The 16,448-nt window shown below is 55.6% G+C and carries 16 protein-coding genes; 6 read left to right on the forward strand and 10 right to left on the reverse strand.

Annotated elements, in window-relative coordinates; all coding sequences use genetic code 11:
* Positions 1-66: 66 nt before the first annotated feature.
* Entirely contained in the window at positions 67-1,542 is a 1,476-nt protein-coding gene (gene zwf / locus K5E19_RS06170; protein ID WP_089598193.1) for a glucose-6-phosphate dehydrogenase, read from the reverse strand.
* Positions 1,543-1,899: 357 nt separating this feature from the next.
* Between zwf and K5E19_RS06175 the strand changes: the two genes are divergently transcribed.
* Positions 1,900-2,769 carry a MurR/RpiR family transcriptional regulator gene (locus K5E19_RS06175; protein WP_010432597.1) on the forward strand — a complete coding sequence of 290 codons (870 nt, stop codon included), beginning with the start codon at positions 1,900-1,902 and terminating at the stop codon, positions 2,767-2,769.
* Between the two features lie 114 nt (positions 2,770-2,883).
* A complete protein-coding gene (gene pyk, locus K5E19_RS06180; RefSeq protein WP_010432595.1) occupies positions 2,884-4,326 on the forward strand; it encodes a pyruvate kinase in 1,443 nt (480 codons plus the stop codon).
* A 54-nt stretch (positions 4,327-4,380) separates the two neighbouring features.
* Here the strand turns inward: pyk and lpxM are convergent, their stop codons facing one another.
* The 3 genes from lpxM to znuA all read right to left on the reverse strand — a co-directional run bounded on the left by lpxM (position 4,381) and on the right by znuA (position 7,751).
* The gene (gene lpxM / locus K5E19_RS06185) at positions 4,381-5,352 is read right to left on the reverse strand and encodes a lauroyl-Kdo(2)-lipid IV(A) myristoyltransferase (RefSeq protein ID WP_221550404.1); all 972 of its coding nucleotides are present in this window, start codon (positions 5,350-5,352) and stop codon (positions 4,381-4,383) included.
* A 119-nt stretch (positions 5,353-5,471) separates the two neighbouring features.
* Entirely contained in the window at positions 5,472-6,791 is a 1,320-nt protein-coding gene (gene mepM / locus K5E19_RS06190; protein ID WP_010432589.1) for a murein DD-endopeptidase MepM, read from the reverse strand.
* Between the two features lie 15 nt (positions 6,792-6,806).
* The gene (gene znuA / locus K5E19_RS06195) at positions 6,807-7,751 is read right to left on the reverse strand and encodes a zinc ABC transporter substrate-binding protein ZnuA (RefSeq protein ID WP_221550405.1); all 945 of its coding nucleotides are present in this window, start codon (positions 7,749-7,751) and stop codon (positions 6,807-6,809) included.
* Positions 7,752-7,828: 77 nt separating this feature from the next.
* On the opposite strand from znuA, the gene znuC reads away from it, so the two are divergent.
* Complete coding sequence (gene znuC, locus K5E19_RS06200; RefSeq protein WP_221550406.1) at positions 7,829-8,584, forward strand: zinc ABC transporter ATP-binding protein ZnuC; 756 nt, start codon at positions 7,829-7,831, stop codon at positions 8,582-8,584.
* The gene (gene znuB, locus K5E19_RS06205; RefSeq protein WP_221550407.1) at positions 8,581-9,366 is read left to right on the forward strand and encodes a zinc ABC transporter permease subunit ZnuB; all 786 of its coding nucleotides are present in this window, start codon (positions 8,581-8,583) and stop codon (positions 9,364-9,366) included. Before znuC ends, znuB begins: the two co-directional genes overlap by 4 nt.
* Positions 9,367-9,425: 59 nt before the next feature.
* Here znuB and ruvB read toward each other — a convergent pair whose 3' ends face one another.
* From ruvB to aspS, 6 genes are all read right to left on the reverse strand, one after another.
* Complete coding sequence (gene ruvB, locus K5E19_RS06210; protein ID WP_010432579.1) at positions 9,426-10,436, reverse strand: Holliday junction branch migration DNA helicase RuvB; 1,011 nt, start codon at positions 10,434-10,436, stop codon at positions 9,426-9,428.
* An 8-nt stretch (positions 10,437-10,444) separates the two neighbouring features.
* On the reverse strand, positions 10,445-11,059 hold the full coding sequence (ruvA, locus tag K5E19_RS06215; protein WP_023312236.1) for a Holliday junction branch migration protein RuvA: 615 nt from the start codon (positions 11,057-11,059) through the stop codon (positions 10,445-10,447).
* Between the two features lie 81 nt (positions 11,060-11,140).
* Positions 11,141-11,662, reverse strand: a complete 522-nt coding sequence (ruvC, locus tag K5E19_RS06220; RefSeq protein WP_003859749.1) for a crossover junction endodeoxyribonuclease RuvC — start codon at positions 11,660-11,662, stop codon at positions 11,141-11,143.
* A 34-nt stretch (positions 11,663-11,696) separates the two neighbouring features.
* Positions 11,697-12,437: a YebC/PmpR family DNA-binding transcriptional regulator gene (locus K5E19_RS06225; RefSeq protein ID WP_040075122.1), complete on the reverse strand. Its 741-nt coding sequence runs from the start codon at positions 12,435-12,437 to the stop codon at positions 11,697-11,699.
* A 139-nt stretch (positions 12,438-12,576) separates the two neighbouring features.
* Entirely contained in the window at positions 12,577-13,020 is a 444-nt protein-coding gene (nudB, locus tag K5E19_RS06230) for a dihydroneopterin triphosphate diphosphatase (protein ID WP_221550408.1), read from the reverse strand.
* 1 nt (position 13,021) lies between these two features.
* Positions 13,022-14,794 carry an aspartate--tRNA ligase gene (aspS, locus tag K5E19_RS06235; RefSeq protein WP_221550409.1) on the reverse strand — a complete coding sequence of 591 codons (1,773 nt, stop codon included), beginning with the start codon at positions 14,792-14,794 and terminating at the stop codon, positions 13,022-13,024.
* A gap of 264 nt (positions 14,795-15,058) precedes the next feature.
* Between aspS and K5E19_RS06240 the strand changes: the two genes are divergently transcribed.
* Both K5E19_RS06240 and K5E19_RS06245 read left to right on the forward strand, forming a co-directional pair.
* On the forward strand, positions 15,059-15,625 hold the full coding sequence (locus K5E19_RS06240; RefSeq protein WP_221550410.1) for a hydrolase: 567 nt from the start codon (positions 15,059-15,061) through the stop codon (positions 15,623-15,625).
* Entirely contained in the window at positions 15,622-16,440 is an 819-nt protein-coding gene (locus K5E19_RS06245) for a DUF72 domain-containing protein (protein ID WP_221550411.1), read from the forward strand. Before K5E19_RS06240 ends, K5E19_RS06245 begins: the two co-directional genes overlap by 4 nt.
* Positions 16,441-16,448 lie beyond the last annotated feature (8 nt).

The raw sequence follows: 16,448 nt of genomic DNA on the forward strand, positions 1-16,448 counted from the left end.
AATGTGCCACTAGCTGTGTTAGATCATGTTACCGGTAAAATAACACCTTTGGGCTAGAGGCTAATGTTACTCAAACTCGTTCCAGGAGCGACCGTCACGGGTGATCATCGCAACGGAGGCGACCGGTCCCCAGGTCCCTGCCTGATATGGTTTTGGCGCATCCTGATCGGCTGCCCAGGCTTCGGTGATGGAATCGACCCATTTCCACGCCTCTTCCACTTCGTCGCGACGCACGAACAGCGCCTGGATACCGCGCATGGTTTCCAGCAGCAGACGCTCGTAAGCATCGGCAAGGTGCGTCTGGTTGAAGGTTTCGGAGTAGCTCAGATCCAGCTTGGTGGTCTGCAGGTTGTGTTTGTGATCCAGACCCGGCACTTTGTTCAGGATCTGGATATCCACGCCCTCGTCCGGCTGCAGACGAATGGTCAGTTTGTTCTGCGGCAGTTCCTGCCAGGACTCTTTGAACAGGTTCAGCTCTGGGTTTTTAAAGTAAACCACCACTTCGGAACATTTAGCAGGCAGACGCTTCCCGGTACGCAGGTAGAACGGAACTCCCGCCCAGCGCCAGTCGTCGATATCCACGCGGATAGCCACGAAGGTCTCGGTGTTGCTGGACTTGTTCGCGCCCTCTTCTTCCAGGTAGCCAGGCACTTTTTTGCCTTGCGCAAACCCGGCGGTGTACTGACCGCGGACGGTCTTCTCACGCACGTTGGAGCGGTCGATGCGGCGCAGTGACTTCAGCACTTTTACTTTCGCGTCACGAATGCTGTCCGCCGTCAGGTCAGACGGTGGAGACATGGCAATCATGCACAGAATTTGCAGCAGGTGGTTCTGGATCATGTCGCGCATCTGACCGGCCTGGTCAAAGTAACCCCAGCGACCTTCGATTCCCACCTCTTCCGCCACGGTGATTTCCACGTGGTCGATGGTGCGGTTGTCCCAGTTGTTCACAAACAGGGAGTTCGCAAAGCGCAGCGCCAGCAGGTTCAGTACCGTCTCTTTACCGAGATAGTGGTCGATACGGTAGACCTGGCACTCTTCAAAGAACTCGCCCACCTGGTCGTTGATTTCACGCGAAGTTGCCAGCGACGTACCCAGCGGTTTTTCCATCACGACGCGCGCCGGTTTAGCATTCAGCTTCGCTTCGCCCAGACCTTTGCAGATCGCGCCGAAGGTGCTTGGCGGCATCGCAAAATAGTTAATGGTGACGCGATTTTTTTGGTCCAGCATCTCGCCCAGACGGGTAAAGGCGCTTACGTCGTTTACGTCCAGATTGCAGAAATCAAGGCGTCCGCTCAGCGTGTCCCACAAACTTTCATCAATTTTCTCTTTCATGAACGTTTCGAGCGCTTCGCGAACCACTTTTGTATAAGCGTCCTTGTCCCAGTCGGCGCGCCCAACACCCAGGATACGGGTATCCGGATGAATTTGGCCCGCTTTCTCCAGTTGATACAGGGAAGGCAGCAATTTTCGGCGTGCTAAATCGCCTTTCGCGCCGAAAATGACCAGGTCACATGCCTGGGCTGTTTGCGTTACCGCCATGTCATTCTCCTCAGTTAGATCACCTGGTGCTTCTGCCAGGTATCGTTGTAATTTTATTACAATGCACTGTACTGCTTTTACGTCATTCCTGAAACCATTAGCGCTTAACGTCGCGTGCGATACCGCGATTTTCCGCCCTTCAGACGATAGCGATGGCGCAATGACGCAACAAACGTTGATTCTTTGCGCAACAGGGTCACTGCAAAATCCGACATCGATCAAGTAATGAAAAAAAACAACAACATTTCTTGTCGACTGTTACCCTTTAGTAAACCACAGGGGTAATATCGGCTAAAACGAATCTCGATTTCATCTATAGATGAAATCGTTTCCACCCCCACGAGCGCCCTGTTAACAATGAACATGCTGGAAAAAATCCAGTTTCAACTGGAACACCTTAGCAAATCCGAGCGAAAAGTGGCCGAAGTTATTCTTGCCTCTCCCGCTCAGGCGATTCATTCAAGCATCGCCGCTCTGGCGCAGGAATCGGGCGTCAGCGAACCGACGGTTAATCGATTCTGCCGTAGCCTGGAAACGCGCGGCTTTCCTGATTTTAAACTGCATCTTGCGCAAAGTCTGGCAAACGGCACCCCGTATGTTAATCGCAATGTGGATGAAGACGACAGCGTTGATGCATACACAGCGAAAATATTTGAATCCGCCATGGCGACGCTGGACCACGTGCGCCAGTCGCTGGATATGGGCTCGGTCAATCGCGCGGTCGATTTGCTGACACAGGCCAAGCGTATTGCCTTCTTCGGTCTTGGCTCCTCGGCTGCCGTGGCGCATGATGCCATGAACAAGTTTTTTCGCTTTAACGTGCCGGTGATTTATACCGATGACATTGTGCTGCAACGCATGAGCTGTATGAATTGTAGCGAAGATGATGTCGTGGTCCTGATCTCGCACACCGGGCGCACCAAGAGCCAGGTTGAGCTGGCTCAACTGGCGCGTGAAAACGATGCCATGGTGATTGCTCTGACCACCGCAGGCACGCCGCTGGCACGGGAAGCGACGCTCGCCATCACTCTGGACGTGCCGGAAGACACCGACATGTATATGCCCATGGTGTCACGTCTGGCGCAGCTAACGGTGATTGACGTGCTGGCGACCGGTTTTACCTTGCGCCGGGGTGCAAAATTCAGAGATAACTTGAAGCGTGTCAAGGAAGCGCTCAAGGAATCGCGTTTTGATAAAGAATTGCTTATAAAGAGCGATGTTCCCTAATAACTAAGATGTACGACTTACGGCATTCGGTCCCCTCTTTGCTGCCTTGCGGCAGATGAAGGCCGATTTAATGTTCACGCAACACCAAAGTTGTTTCAGTCAACGGAGTATTACATGTCCAGAAGGCTTCGCAGAACCAAGATCGTTACTACATTAGGCCCGGCTACCGATCGCGATAATAATCTCGAAAAGATTATCGCCGCAGGTGCTAACGTGGTGCGTATGAACTTCTCTCACGGTACGCCAGAAGACCATAAATTACGTGCCGATAAAGTGCGTGAAATCGCGGCTAAACTGGGCCGCCATGTTGCCATCCTCGGTGACCTCCAGGGTCCAAAAATCCGCGTATCGACATTTAAAGAAGGCAAAGTCTTCCTCAATATCGGCGATAAATTCCTGCTGGATGCCAACCTGAGCAAAGGCGAAGGCGACAAAGAGAAAGTGGGTATCGACTATAAAGGTCTTCCTGCTGACGTTGTGCCTGGCGACATCCTCCTGCTCGATGACGGACGCGTACAGCTGAAAGTCCTCGAAGTTCAGGGCATGAAGGTATTCACCGAAGTGACCGTCGGTGGCCCGCTCTCGAACAATAAAGGCATCAACAAACTCGGCGGCGGCCTCTCTGCAGAAGCGCTGACCGACAAAGACAAAGCGGATATCGTGACTGCGGCGCAAATTGGCGTTGATTACCTTGCCGTCTCCTTCCCGCGCTGCGGCGAAGACCTGAACTATGCCCGTCGTCTGGCGCGTGATGCAGGCTGCGACGCGAAGATCGTTGCCAAAGTGGAGCGTGCTGAAGCCGTGTGCGATCAGGACGCGATGGACGACGTGATTCTGGCGTCTGACGTGGTTATGGTTGCCCGTGGTGACCTGGGTGTGGAAATTGGCGACCCTGAACTGGTCGGTATCCAGAAAGCGCTGATTCGTCGCGCGCGCCAGCTGAACCGCGCGGTGATCACCGCCACTCAGATGATGGAATCCATGATCACCAACCCAATGCCAACCCGTGCGGAAGTCATGGACGTGGCTAACGCCGTGCTGGACGGTACCGATGCGGTAATGCTGTCTGCGGAAACCGCGGCGGGCCAGTATCCGGCGGAAACCGTGGCCGCCATGGCGCGCGTGTGCCTGGGTGCGGAGAAGATCCCAAGCATTAACGTCTCTAAACACCGTCTGGACATTCAGTTCGACAACGTGGAAGAAGCGATTGCGATGTCTGCGATGTACGCCGCCAACCACCTGAAAGGGGTGACTGCCATCATCACCATGACCGAATCTGGCCGCACCGCGCTGATGACCTCGCGTATCAGCTCCGGCCTGCCGATCTTCGCCATGTCCCGTCACGAACGTACGCTGAACCTCACGGCGCTGTACCGCGGCGTTACCCCGGTTCACTTCGACAGCACCAATGACGGCGTCGCTGCCGCGCACGATGCGGTGAACCTGCTGCGCGACAAAGGCTACCTGGTGTCTGGTGATATCGTCATCGTGACGCAGGGTGATGTAATGAGCACCATCGGCTCAACCAATACCACCCGCGTATTAACCGTAGAGTAAGATCCGATCCCCTCTCCCCTAAGGGGAGAGGGACAGAGTGAGGAGTGTGTTTTTTTACTTCTTCGGGAAAAGCTCTTTACGCTTGTACGGCTCGGTTTCACCCGGCTTACGCGTCTTCAGCAGCTTCAGTATCCACGTGTACTGTTCGGCATGCGGCCCCACCAGAATTTCCACCTCTTCGTTCATACGACGCGCGATAGTGCGATCGTCCGCGGTCAGCAGGTCATCCATCGGTGGACGCACCTCAATGCTCAGGCGATGCGTTTTACCATCATAGACCGGGAACAGCGGGATCACGCGAGCGCGGCAAACCTTCATCAGGCGACCAATCGCAGGCAGCGTGGCTTTGTACGTTGCAAAGAAATCGACAAACTCGCTGTGCTCCGGGCCGTGGTCCTGATCCGGCAGATAGTATCCCCAGTAGCCCTGACGAACCGACTGAATAAACGGCTTGATGCCATCGTTTCGCGCGTGCAAACGTCCGCCAAAGCGACGGCGCACCGTGTTCCAGACAAAATCATAGATCTTGTTACCCTGGTTATGGAACATCGCCGCCATTTTCTGGCCCTGAGACGCCATCAGCATCGCCGGAATATCAACGCCCCAGCCGTGAGGCACGAGGAAAATGACCTTTTCGTCGTTGCGACGCATTTCGTCGATGATTTCCAGCCCTTTCCAGTCAACGCGGTCGACAATCTTCTCCGGCCCTTTCAGCGCCAGTTCAGCCATCATCGCCATAGCCTGCGGCGCGGTGGTGTACATCTCATCGATGATGGCTTCGCGCTCGGCCTCGCTTTTTTCAGGAAAACAGTAGTAAAGGTTGATCTGCGCGCGGCGGCGGGCGCTCTTGCCTAAACGCCCGGCAAGACGGCCAATTTTACCCAGAACGGGATCGCGCACGGAAGCAGGCAGCATCGCTATGCCAGCAAAGGCATAAACCCCAAGCCAGGCGCCCCAGTTGCGCGGATGGCGAAAAGATTTTTCAAACTCAGGAATGTATTCAATATTGTTTTTTTTGGTTTCCATGCTGGTTCCAGGGTCTGGTGACGCAAAAATATATTCAGATAGTGTAGCGAGGCAGTCGCTTGCGTACAAAAGAAAAAGCCGGCGCAAACAGACGCCGGCTTCATTAACAAACAGATGGCTTAATCAAAGCGCAGCTGTGGCATCACCTCTTTGACCTGCGCCAGGTAATCGGTACGATCTTTACCCGTCAGACCTTCGGTACGCGGCAATTTCGCCGTCAGCGGATTCACGGCCTGCTGGTTGATCCACACTTCATAGTGGAGATGCGGGCCGGTTGAACGTCCGGTGTTACCCGAAAGCGCAATGCGGTCGCCACGCTTCACTTTCTGACCAGGTTTAACCAGCAGTTTACGCAGGTGCATATAGCGCGTGGTGTAAGTACGACCGTGACGGATAGCCACGTAATACCCTGCCGCGCCGCTGCGTTTTGCCATAACCACTTCGCCATCGCCAACCGAGAGCACGGGTGTACCTTGAGGCATTGCGAAGTCTACACCACGGTGCGGCGCAACGCGGCCGGTAACAGGGTTAAGACGGCGCGGGTTGAAGTTAGAGGAGACACGGAACTGTTTAGCGGTTGGGAAGCGCAGGAAGCCCTTCGCAAGCCCCGTACCGCTACGGTCGTAGAACTTACCGTCTTCGGCACGGATCGCGTAATAATCTTTGCCATCGGAGCGTAAACGAACGCCCACCAGCTGGCTCTGCTCACGCTTGCCGTCCAGCATTTCGCGGGACATCAGCACGGAGAATTCGTCGCCTTTTTTCAGTTTGCGGAAATCCATCTGCCACTGCATGGCTTTGATCACCGAACTGATTTCAGCGCTGGTCAGCCCGGCGTCGCGCGCGCTGGAAACAAAACTCGCCCCGACGGTGCCGTTCATCACGCTGTTTACCCAGTCGCCCTGCTGCATTTCGCTGGTCATCTTGAAACCGTTTGCAGTGCGATCGTAGGTGCGGGTTTCGCGGCGGGACATCTCCCAGGTCAGACGTTGTAAATCGCCATCTGCGGTTAAGGTCCAGGAGAGCTGTTGACCAATTTTCAGATTACGCAAATCTTTGTCCGAGGCCGCGAGCTGGCTGATATTCCCCATGTCGATACCGTACTGATTGAGCACGCTGCTCAGCGTATCACCGGTTGACACGACATATTCATGGATGCCCGCTTCATTGGAGATTTTATCGTCCAGTTCATCCTGCGGGATAGCTTCATCTTCCTGAGCAGCCTGGTCGATAGGTTCACTGGCCTCAGGCAACAGCGAACGGATCTCGCTTTTCTCAAGCTCGATGGTTTTAATGATAGGGGCAGAACTCGGGTGGTAAACATAGGGCCGCCAGACGGCGACCGCTAAGGTGAGAACTGTAAGCGACCCCAGCATAACGCGATGGGGTCGAGGCAGATTGTTAAATGCCAGGGCGACAGAGCGGGCTATCTGTTGCACGTATTCACTTCCTCGTTAATCTCCTTTCAGGCAGCTCGCATACTGATTCCCCAGTTGGCTGAGGAACTGCGAATAGCTCGCTTTGCTCAACTGGATGTTCGTACCTAGCGGGTCAAGGGTTCCCATGCGCACGGATGTTCCCCTGGCCACGGCTTCTACGACCGCTGGCCTGAACTGTGGCTCAGCAAAAACGCACGTCGCTTTTTGCTCAACCAACTGTGTTCTGATCTCATGTAAACGCTGCGCACCAGGCTGAATTTCAGGGTTAACGGTAAAGTGCCCCAGCGGGGTCAGGCCGTAATGTTTTTCGTAATAGCCATAGGCGTCATGAAAAACGAAATACCCTTTTCCTTTTAGCGGTGCGAGCTCGGTACCCACCTGCTTGTCGGTTGCAGCTAATTGAGCTTCAAACGCTTTCAGGTTGGCGTCGAGTTTGACTCGACTTTGCGGCATAAGTTCCACTAATTTGTCATGGATTGCAACCGCCGAAAGCCGCGCTATCTCTGGGGAGAGCCAGAGATGCATATTGTACTCGCCGTGTTGGTGATGCTCGTCACCTTTTTCGTCGTGAGCATGATCGTGGTCGTGTTCGTCACCGTCGTCATCTGCCCCTTTCATGAGCAACGGCGTTACGCCAGAAAGTTCGGAAATAGTGACCTGTTTTGCGTCAGGTACCTGTTTCGCCGACTTCTGCATGAACGCTTCCATTTCCGGTCCAATCCAGACAACTAAGTCCGCGTTTTGTAAGCGCTTTACATCAGACGGACGCAGAGCATAATCATGCTCTGATGCACCATCCGGGAGCAGAACCTGGGTCTCCGTCACCCCATCAGCGATGGCGGCGGCAATGAATCCAAGTGGTTTAAGCGAAGCGACAACGGCGGCGTTAACATCTTGTGCTGTTGTCCCCCAAAGGGCAGCGGATAATGCTGCGAAAAGAAGCGTATTTTTATGTAACATAATGCGACTAATCATCGTAATGAATGCGTGGAATGTGATATTATAACATTCGTTGACTTCTGCAAGCTTAAATTGACATGACAACTTTGGTTTCTATTGAAAATGTGTCGGTATCATTCGGCCAGCGCCGCGTTCTTTCTGACGTGTCACTGGATCTAAAACCCGGCAAAATTCTGACGCTGCTTGGCCCTAATGGCGCAGGCAAATCTACGCTCGTGCGCGTGGTACTGGGTTTGGTGGCCCCCGATGAAGGGGTTATCAAACGTGAAGATAAGCTGCGTATCGGCTATGTGCCGCAAAAATTACACCTGGACGCCACGCTGCCGCTGACGGTCAGCCGCTTTCTGCGTCTGCGCCCGGGTACCCGTAAGGCCGATATCCTCCCTGCGCTGAAACGCGTGCAGGCAGGTCATCTTGTCGACGCCCCGTTACAAAAGCTTTCTGGCGGTGAAACCCAGCGCGTGTTGCTTGCCCGCGCGCTGCTGAGCAGCCCGCAGCTGCTGGTGCTGGATGAACCCACCCAGGGCGTGGACGTGAACGGTCAGGTTGCGCTTTATGATTTGATCGACCAGCTTCGTCGCGAGCTTGATTGCGCAGTGCTGATGGTTTCTCACGATCTGCATCTGGTGATGGCGAAAACTGACGAAGTGCTGTGCCTGAACCATCACATCTGCTGTTCCGGCACGCCGGAAGTGGTCTCCATGCATCCTGAATTTATCTCAATGTTCGGCCCGCGTGGTGCGGAACAGCTTGGGATTTACCGCCATCATCATAACCACCGCCATGATTTACAGGGACGAATTGTCCTGCGCCGGGGAAACGGACACTCATGATTGAACTGTTACTGCCCGGCTGGCTGGCCGGGATTATGCTTGCCTGCGCCGCGGGGCCGCTGGGCTCGTTTGTGGTGTGGCGCAGAATGTCCTATTTCGGCGATACGCTGGCCCATGCCTCTCTGTTAGGGGTGGCTTTTGGCCTGTTACTGGACGTGAATCCCTTCTACGCGGTGATTGTGGTCACGCTGCTGCTGGCGGCCGGTCTGGTCTGGCTGGAAAAGCGTCCTCACCTCGCCATCGATACGCTGCTTGGCATCATGGCTCATAGCGCCCTCTCTCTCGGCCTGGTGGTCGTCAGTCTGATGTCGAATATCCGCGTTGACCTGATGGCCTACCTGTTTGGCGACCTGCTGGCCGTGACGCCGGAAGACCTCATCTCTATCGCCATCGGCGTGGTGGTGGTGCTCGCTATTCTGCTCTGGCAGTGGCGTAATTTGCTGGCGATGACCGTGAGTCCGGACCTGGCGTTTGTCGACGGCGTGAAGCTGCAGCGCGTGAAGCTGCTGCTGATGCTGGTGACGGCGTTAACGATTGGTGTAGCGATGAAGTTCGTCGGCGCGCTGATTATCACGTCGCTGCTGATCATCCCTGCTGCCACGGCGCGTCGTTTTGCCCGTACGCCTGAGCAGATGGCGGGTGTAGCCGTCATTATCGGGATGATTGCGGTAACGGGTGGGCTAACCTTCTCGGCGTTCTACGACACGCCTGCGGGGCCGTCTGTGGTGCTCAGTGCGGCGGTGCTGTTTATCTTCAGTATGATGAAGAAGACGGCAAATTAATATGGAGGGCGTTGATGCCCTCACGCTGGCCCTCTCCCACCGGGAGAGGGAACAATGCGTTACGGCATTGCCGGTGGAGTAATGCCGAAATGATTCCACGCCCGCACAGTCGCCATTCGTCCACGCGGCGTACGCTGCAGGAAGCCCTGCTGGATCAGATACGGCTCCAGCACATCCTCAATCGTCTCTCGCTCTTCTCCGATTGCCGCCGCCAGGTTATCCAGCCCGACCGGGCCGCCAAAGAACTTGTCCAGCACCGCCAGCAGCAGCTTACGGTCCATGTAATCGAAGCCTTCGGCATCGACGTTCAGCATATCCAGCGCCTGAGCGGCGATCTCAGCGGAAATCGTGCCATCGTGCTTCACTTCGGCAAAGTCACGCACGCGGCGCAGCAGGCGGTTGGCGATACGTGGCGTACCGCGGGAACGCTTCGCCACTTCAAACGCGCCCTCTTCGCTCATCTCCAGCCCCATGTAGCGGGCGCTGCGGCCCACGATGTGCTGAAGATCAGGCACCTGGTAAAATTCCAGGCGCTGCACAATACCAAAGCGGTCGCGCAGTGGAGAGGTTAACGACCCGGCACGCGTCGTGGCGCCAATCAGGGTAAACGGCGGCAGGTCGATTTTAATGGAGCGCGCAGCCGGGCCTTCGCCGATCATGATATCCAGCTGGTAGTCTTCCATCGCCGGATAGAGCACCTCTTCCACAACCGGCGACAGGCGGTGGATTTCATCGATAAATAAAACATCGTGCGGCTCAAGGTTGGTGAGCATTGCCGCCAGATCGCCCGCCTTCTCCAGCACCGGGCCGGAGGTGGTGCGCAGATTCACGCCCATTTCATTGGCAACGATATTCGCCAGCGTCGTTTTCCCCAAACCAGGCGGACCAAAAATCAGCAGGTGATCGAGCGCATCGCCGCGCAGTTTTGCCGCCTGGATGAAAATCTCCATCTGGGAACGAACCTGCGGCTGGCCGATATACTCATCAAGCAGCTTTGGGCGGATCGCGCGATCCACCACGTCATCTGCCTGAATAGTGCCTGCCGATACCAGGCGGTCTGCTTCAATCATCCTTTACCTCACAATGCAGCGCGCAGCGCTTCACGAATCAGGGTTTCACTGCTGGCGTCCGGTTTGGCAATTTTACTCACCATACGGCTGGCCTCCTGAGGTTTATAGCCCAGCGCCACCAGCGCAGCAACCGCTTCCTGCTCGGCGTCATCATCCGTCGCAGGGCCGCCTGGAGAGGTCAGCACCAAATCGGCAGCCGGAGTGAACAGATCGCCGTGCAGACCTTTAAAGCGGTCTTTCATTTCGACAATCAGACGCTCGGCAGTTTTCTTGCCGATACCCGGCAGTTTAATCAACGCAGCAGGATCTTCGCGCTCAACGGCATTCACAAACTGTGGTGCGGACATGCCGGACAAAATCGCCAGCGCCAGCTTCGGTCCGACGCCGTTGGTTTTAATCAGCTCGCGGAACAGGGTGCGTTCCTGCTTATTATTGAAGCCGTACAGCAGTTGAGCATCTTCACGCACCACAAACTGGGTAAAAACTATCGCCTCTTTACCCGCGTCCGGCAGCTCGTAGAAGCAGGTCATCGGCATATGGACTTCATAGCCCACGCCACCCACTTCCAGCAGCACTAACGGGGGTTGTTTTTCAATGATGATGCCTCTGAGTCTGCCTATCACGTGACGCTCCTGCGTTCTGGAAAATTGTTGACTGGCGACATAATAAAAAAAGGCTGGATGTTTATCCAGCCTGATTTCTTATTATCGTAACCTGCCTCGCGCCAGATTGAGCCGCGACTCGCTCATCTGCATCGCGTTCTGGCTAACGTGACAGTGGGTAATCGCAATCGCCAGCGCATCGGCGGCGTCGGCCTGCGGGTTTGCGGGAAGCTTCAGCAGGGTACGCACCATGTGCTGCACCTGGCTTTTCTCCGCGCTACCGATGCCCACCACCGTCTGCTTGACCTGTCTTGCCGCATATTCGAATACCGGCAAATCCTGGTTCACGGCAGCGACGATGGCAACGCCGCGCGCCTGACCGAGCTTTAGCGCCGAATCCGCGTTTTTCGCCATAAAGACCTGCTCGATGGCGAAATAGTCGGGCTGAAACTGGGTGATGATCTCCGATACGCCCGCATAAATGAGCTTCAGGCGCGACGGCAAATCGTCGACTTTGGTGCGAATACAGCCACTGCCCAGGTAGGTTAACTGGCGTCCAACCTGACGGATAACGCCATAACCGGTGACGCGTGAGCCTGGGTCAATCCCGAGAATAATCGACATCACGCGTCTCCTGTAACGGATTTATACGCTCTCATCAGAGAGTCGCTGCAACCTCATCAGAGATTTCACCGTTGTGATACACTTCCTGCACGTCGTCGCAGTCTTCGAGCATGTCGATAAGACGCAGCAGTTTTGGCGCAGTCTCTGCATCCATATCCGCTTTGGTGGACGGGATCATGGAGACTTCAGCGTTGTCCGCTTTCAGGCCAGCCGCTTCCAGCGCGTCGCGCACTGCACCCATCTCTTCCCACGCGGTGTAGACGTCGATAGCACCGTCATCAAAGGTCACCACGTCTTCCGCACCGGCTTCCAGCGCCGCTTCCATGATCACATCTTCGTCGCCTTTCTCGAAGGAGATGACGCCTTTTTTGCTGAACAGGTAAGCCACGGAACCGTCAGTGCCCAGGTTACCACCGGTTTTGGTGAACGCATGGCGCACTTCCGCTACGGTACGGTTACGGTTGTCAGACAGACACTCAACCATTACCGCTGTACCGCCAGGACCGTAACCTTCATAAATGATGGTTTCCATGTTCGCGTCTTCATCACCGCCCACGCCACGTGCGATAGCACGGTTCAGGGTGTCACGCGTCATGTTGTTCGACAGCGCTTTATCGATCGCTGCACGCAGACGTGGGTTGGAACCCGCATCGCCGCCGCCCAGACGCGCTGCTGTCACCAGCTCGCGAATGATTTTGGTAAAGATCTTACCGCGCTTGGCATCCTGTGCCGCTTTGCGGTGTTTGGTGTTGGCCCACTTACTATGACCTGCCATAAAAAGTTCTCCAAAATTATCCTGCGCCTTTCAGCTTCCAGATGCGTTGGCTGCGTCCGCTCATACCAGTCACTTACTAATGTAAGCTCCTGGCACTTCGCGGCCTTGCCGCCTTCCTGGAAACTGAAATGCTTGGAAATTAATTAACATTAATTACAAATTCTTCAATCGCCTGCCGGTTGCTCCACGACTTGGTGAGTGCAGCGGCATCCGCCGCATTCACCCAGCGGTAGGTCAGGTGTTCAGTGAACACGATCTCCCGTTCATGGGGAAGCGCAAGACAGAACCACGACTCCGTATTGCGTTCGATACCCGGCGCATAGCGATGACGTAAATGGCTAAAAATTTCAAACTCCACCGTGCGCTGACAGTCCTTCAGGGTCAGTTGCTCGCGAGCAACATCAATGGCGACCTCTTCCTTTACTTCACGCGCGGCGGCCTGCGGCGCGGTCTCCCCCTCTTCCAGACTGCCGGTAACCGACTGCCAGAAATCAGGATCGTCGCGCCGCTGCAACATCAGCACCCGCTTCGTGTCTTCTGCATAAATGACCACCAGGACCGAAACGGGAAGCTTATATGCCATATCAGTTTTTCTCTTCCTTCTTCACCACTTCAATGCCCAGCTCAGCCAGAGAGGCCGGGTTGGCAAAGCTTGGCGCTTCGGTCATCAGACACGCGGCAGCAGTGGTTTTCGGGAAGGCAATAACATCACGGATGTTATCGGTGCCGGTCAGCAGCATGGTCAGGCGGTCAAGACCAAATGCCAGACCCGCGTGTGGAGGCGTGCCGTATTTCAGCGCGTCCAGCAGGAAGCCAAATTTCTCGCGCTGCTCCTGCTCGTTAATGCCCAGGATGCCAAACACGGTCTGCTGCATTTCGCCGCTGTGAATACGCACGGAACCGCCACCCACTTCATAGCCGTTGATAACCATGTCGTAAGCGTTCGCGACCGCATCTTCAGGCGCCGCTTTCAGCTCTGCCGCACTCATGTCTTTTGGCGAGGTGAACGGGTGGTGCATTGCGGTCAGACCGCCTTCACCGTCGTCTTCAAACATTGGGAAATCGATAACCCACAGCGGCGCCCATTTGCTTTCGTCGGTCAGGCTCAGGTCTTTGCCGAGCTTCAGACGCAGCGCACCCATTGCATCCGCAACGACTTTCTTGTTGTCTGCGCCGAAGAAGATCATGTCGCCGTCCTGCGCGCCGGTGCGCTCGAGGATCGCTTCCACGATGTCTGCGTTCAGGAATTTCGCTACCGGGCTGGTGATACCTTCCAGACCTTTCGCGCGCTCGGTCACTTTAATATAGGCCAGACCTTTCGCACCGTAGATCTTAATGAAGTTGCCGTAGTCGTCGATCTGCTTACGGCTCAGGGCAGCACCGCCCGGAACGCGCAGCGCCGCGACACGACCTTTCGGATCGTTAGCCGGGCCAGCAAATACCGCAAACTCAACGGCTTTCACCAGGTCTGCTACGTCCACCAGCTCCATCGGGTTACGCAGGTCTGGTTTATCAGAACCGTAACGGCGCTCGGCTTCGGCGAAGGTCATGATAGGGAAATCACCCAGCTCTACGCCCTTCACGTCGTTCCACAGGCCGCGTACCAGCGCTTCCATTACTTCACGCACCTGCTCGGCGGTCATGAAAGATGTTTCGACGTCGATCTGGGTAAATTCTGGCTGACGGTCAGCGCGCAGGTCTTCGTCGCGGAAGCATTTCACGATCTGATAATAGCGGTCGAAGCCGGACATCATCAGCAGCTGTTTGAAAAGCTGAGGAGACTGCGGCAGCGCGTAGAATTTGCCTTTATGAACGCGGGACGGGACCAGGTAGTCGCGCGCGCCTTCCGGCGTGGCTTTGGTCAGCATCGGGGTTTCGATATCGAGGAAACCGTGGTCATCCATAAAACGACGCACCAGGCTGGTGATTTTCGCACGGGTTTTCAGGCGCTGAGCCATCTCCGGACGACGCAGATCCAGGTAACGATACTTAAGACGCGCTTCTTCGGTGTTGACGTGGTTGGAGTCCAGCGGCAGCGCTTCAGCACGGTTGATGATAACGAGGTCAGACGCCAGGACTTCAATCGCACCGGTCGCCATGTCTGCGTTAACGTTTTTCTCGTCACGCGCACGCACGGTGCCGGTGACCTGAATGCAGAACTCATTACGCAGTTCAGAAGCCAGCTTCAGCGCCTCAGCGCGATCCGGATCGAAGAACACCTGAACGATACCTTCGCGGTCGCGCATATCGATGAAGATAAGGCTACCAAGATCACGACGACGGTTGACCCAACCACACAGGGTAACCTGCTGCCCGACGTGGGACTGACGCAGCTGCCCGCAATATTCTGTACGCATGAGATATCCCTTAATTAGCCGCAGGCTGATTGTCGCCTGTCTTGCAGGCCACGATGTCGCAGCTTTCTGTATGTCACAACTGGATGAAAAAAGGCGGCTATTATACTGGAAATTCCGCCGGACGATAAGAGAGAAGCGCGGCCTGACGCTCGTTTGCTGCACTCTTATTGCGTATTCTCACAAAAATTAACAAAATTATCCGACCGATAACAGGCCATCACGTCGTAAGGTGTAGTCGAAGCTATTCATTTAACTGGAGTTACTATGTTGACACTTGATGCCACCAAAACTGCACTTGTAGTGATTGATTTACAGGAAGGGATCCTTCCCTTTGCCGGTGGCCCACATACCGCTGACGATGTGGTCAGCCGTGCGGCCCGTCTGGCGGAAAAATGCCGCGCCAGCGGTGCGCCTGTTGTCATGGTGCGCGTCGGCTGGTCAGCGGATTTCGCCGAAGCGTTGAAACAGCCGGTGGACGCTCAGGCTGCCGCGCACGCATTGCCGGACAACTGGTGGACATATCCTCTCTCGCTCGGCAAACGCGACAGCGATATCGAAGTCACCAAACGCCAGTGGGGCGCGTTCTACGGCACCGATCTGGAGCTGCAGCTGCGCCGTCGCGGGATCGACACCATTATCCTGTGCGGGATCTCCACCAACATTGGCGTGGAATCCACCGCCCGCAACGCCTGGGAGCTGGGTTTTAACCTGGTGATTGCCGAAGACGCGTGCAGCGCGGCTTCTGCGGAGCAGCATCAGGGCAGCATGACCCACATCTTCCCGCGCATCGGGCGCGTGCGCAGCACAAGCGAGATTTTAAGCGCCTTATGATCTACGTGGGCCTGCCCCAGTGGTCGCACCCAAAATGGGTGCGTCTGGGCATCACCAGCCTCGAAGAGTATGCCCGACACTTCAACTGTGTCGAGGGTAATACCACGCTGTACGCGCTTCCCAAAGCAGAGATTGTTGAACGCTGGCGGGAACAAACCACGGACGCGTTTCGCTTCTGCTTTAAATTTCCGGCGACTATCTCCCACAACGCCGCGCTGCGTAACTGCGGGGATTTAACCGAAGAGTTCTTTACGCGTATGTCCCCGCTGGCCAGCCGGATTGGCCAATACTGGCTCCAGCTGCCTGCAACCTTTGGCCCACGCGATTTACCCGCGCTGTGGCAGTTCATGGATGCGCTGCCCCGTGAATTCACCTACGGCGTTGAAGTCCGACATCAGGACTTCTTTGCGAAAGGCGAGGCCGAACGCGCGCTCAATCGCGGTCTTCTTGAACGCTCCGCTAACCGGGTGATCCTCGATAGCCGCCCGGTACACAGCGCAATTCCTCACAATGAGGCTATTGTGGATGCCCAGCGCAAGAAGCCAAAGGTCCCGGTTCACGCCATCGTGACCGCGCAAAATCCAATGGTCAGGTTCATCGGCAGCGATAACATGCAGCAAAATCAGGACATGTTCGCCGTCTGGCTGCAAACGTTAGCGAAATGGGAACAAACGACCACCCCCTACCTTTTCCTGCATACTCCCGACATTGCCCAGGCTCCAGAACTGGTCGATGCTCTCTGGCAGGCCTTGCAGGCCGCGGTACCGTCCGTCGGCAGCGCCCCTTCGATTCCACAACAATCTTCTCTTTTTTGAGGAAGGCA

Origin of the sequence: Enterobacter sp. RIT637, assembly GCF_019718755.1 — a bacterium.
In the GTDB taxonomy this organism is placed as follows: domain Bacteria; phylum Pseudomonadota; class Gammaproteobacteria; order Enterobacterales; family Enterobacteriaceae; genus Enterobacter.

Excerpts from the sequence above, each read along its gene's own strand:
- zwf (WP_089598193.1), bottom strand. The coding sequence starts at position 1,542 with ATGGCGGTAACGCAAACAGCCCAGGCATGTGACCTGGTCATTTTCGGC.
- K5E19_RS06175 (WP_010432597.1), top strand. The coding sequence starts at position 1,900 with ATGAACATGCTGGAAAAAATCCAGTTTCAACTGGAACACCTTAGCAAA.
- pyk (WP_010432595.1), top strand. The coding sequence starts at position 2,884 with ATGTCCAGAAGGCTTCGCAGAACCAAGATCGTTACTACATTAGGCCCG.
- lpxM (WP_221550404.1), bottom strand. The coding sequence starts at position 5,352 with ATGGAAACCAAAAAAAACAATATTGAATACATTCCTGAGTTTGAAAAA.
- znuA (WP_221550405.1), bottom strand. The coding sequence starts at position 7,751 with ATGTTACATAAAAATACGCTTCTTTTCGCAGCATTATCCGCTGCCCTT.
- znuC (WP_221550406.1), top strand. The coding sequence starts at position 7,829 with ATGACAACTTTGGTTTCTATTGAAAATGTGTCGGTATCATTCGGCCAG.
- znuB (WP_221550407.1), top strand. The coding sequence starts at position 8,581 with ATGATTGAACTGTTACTGCCCGGCTGGCTGGCCGGGATTATGCTTGCC.
- ruvB (WP_010432579.1), bottom strand. The coding sequence starts at position 10,436 with ATGATTGAAGCAGACCGCCTGGTATCGGCAGGCACTATTCAGGCAGAT.
- ruvC (WP_003859749.1), bottom strand. The coding sequence starts at position 11,662 with ATGTCGATTATTCTCGGGATTGACCCAGGCTCACGCGTCACCGGTTAT.
- K5E19_RS06225 (WP_040075122.1), bottom strand. The coding sequence starts at position 12,437 with ATGGCAGGTCATAGTAAGTGGGCCAACACCAAACACCGCAAAGCGGCA.
- nudB (WP_221550408.1), bottom strand. The coding sequence starts at position 13,020 with ATGGCATATAAGCTTCCCGTTTCGGTCCTGGTGGTCATTTATGCAGAA.
- aspS (WP_221550409.1), bottom strand. The coding sequence starts at position 14,794 with ATGCGTACAGAATATTGCGGGCAGCTGCGTCAGTCCCACGTCGGGCAG.
- K5E19_RS06240 (WP_221550410.1), top strand. The coding sequence starts at position 15,059 with ATGTTGACACTTGATGCCACCAAAACTGCACTTGTAGTGATTGATTTA.
- K5E19_RS06245 (WP_221550411.1), top strand. The coding sequence starts at position 15,622 with ATGATCTACGTGGGCCTGCCCCAGTGGTCGCACCCAAAATGGGTGCGT.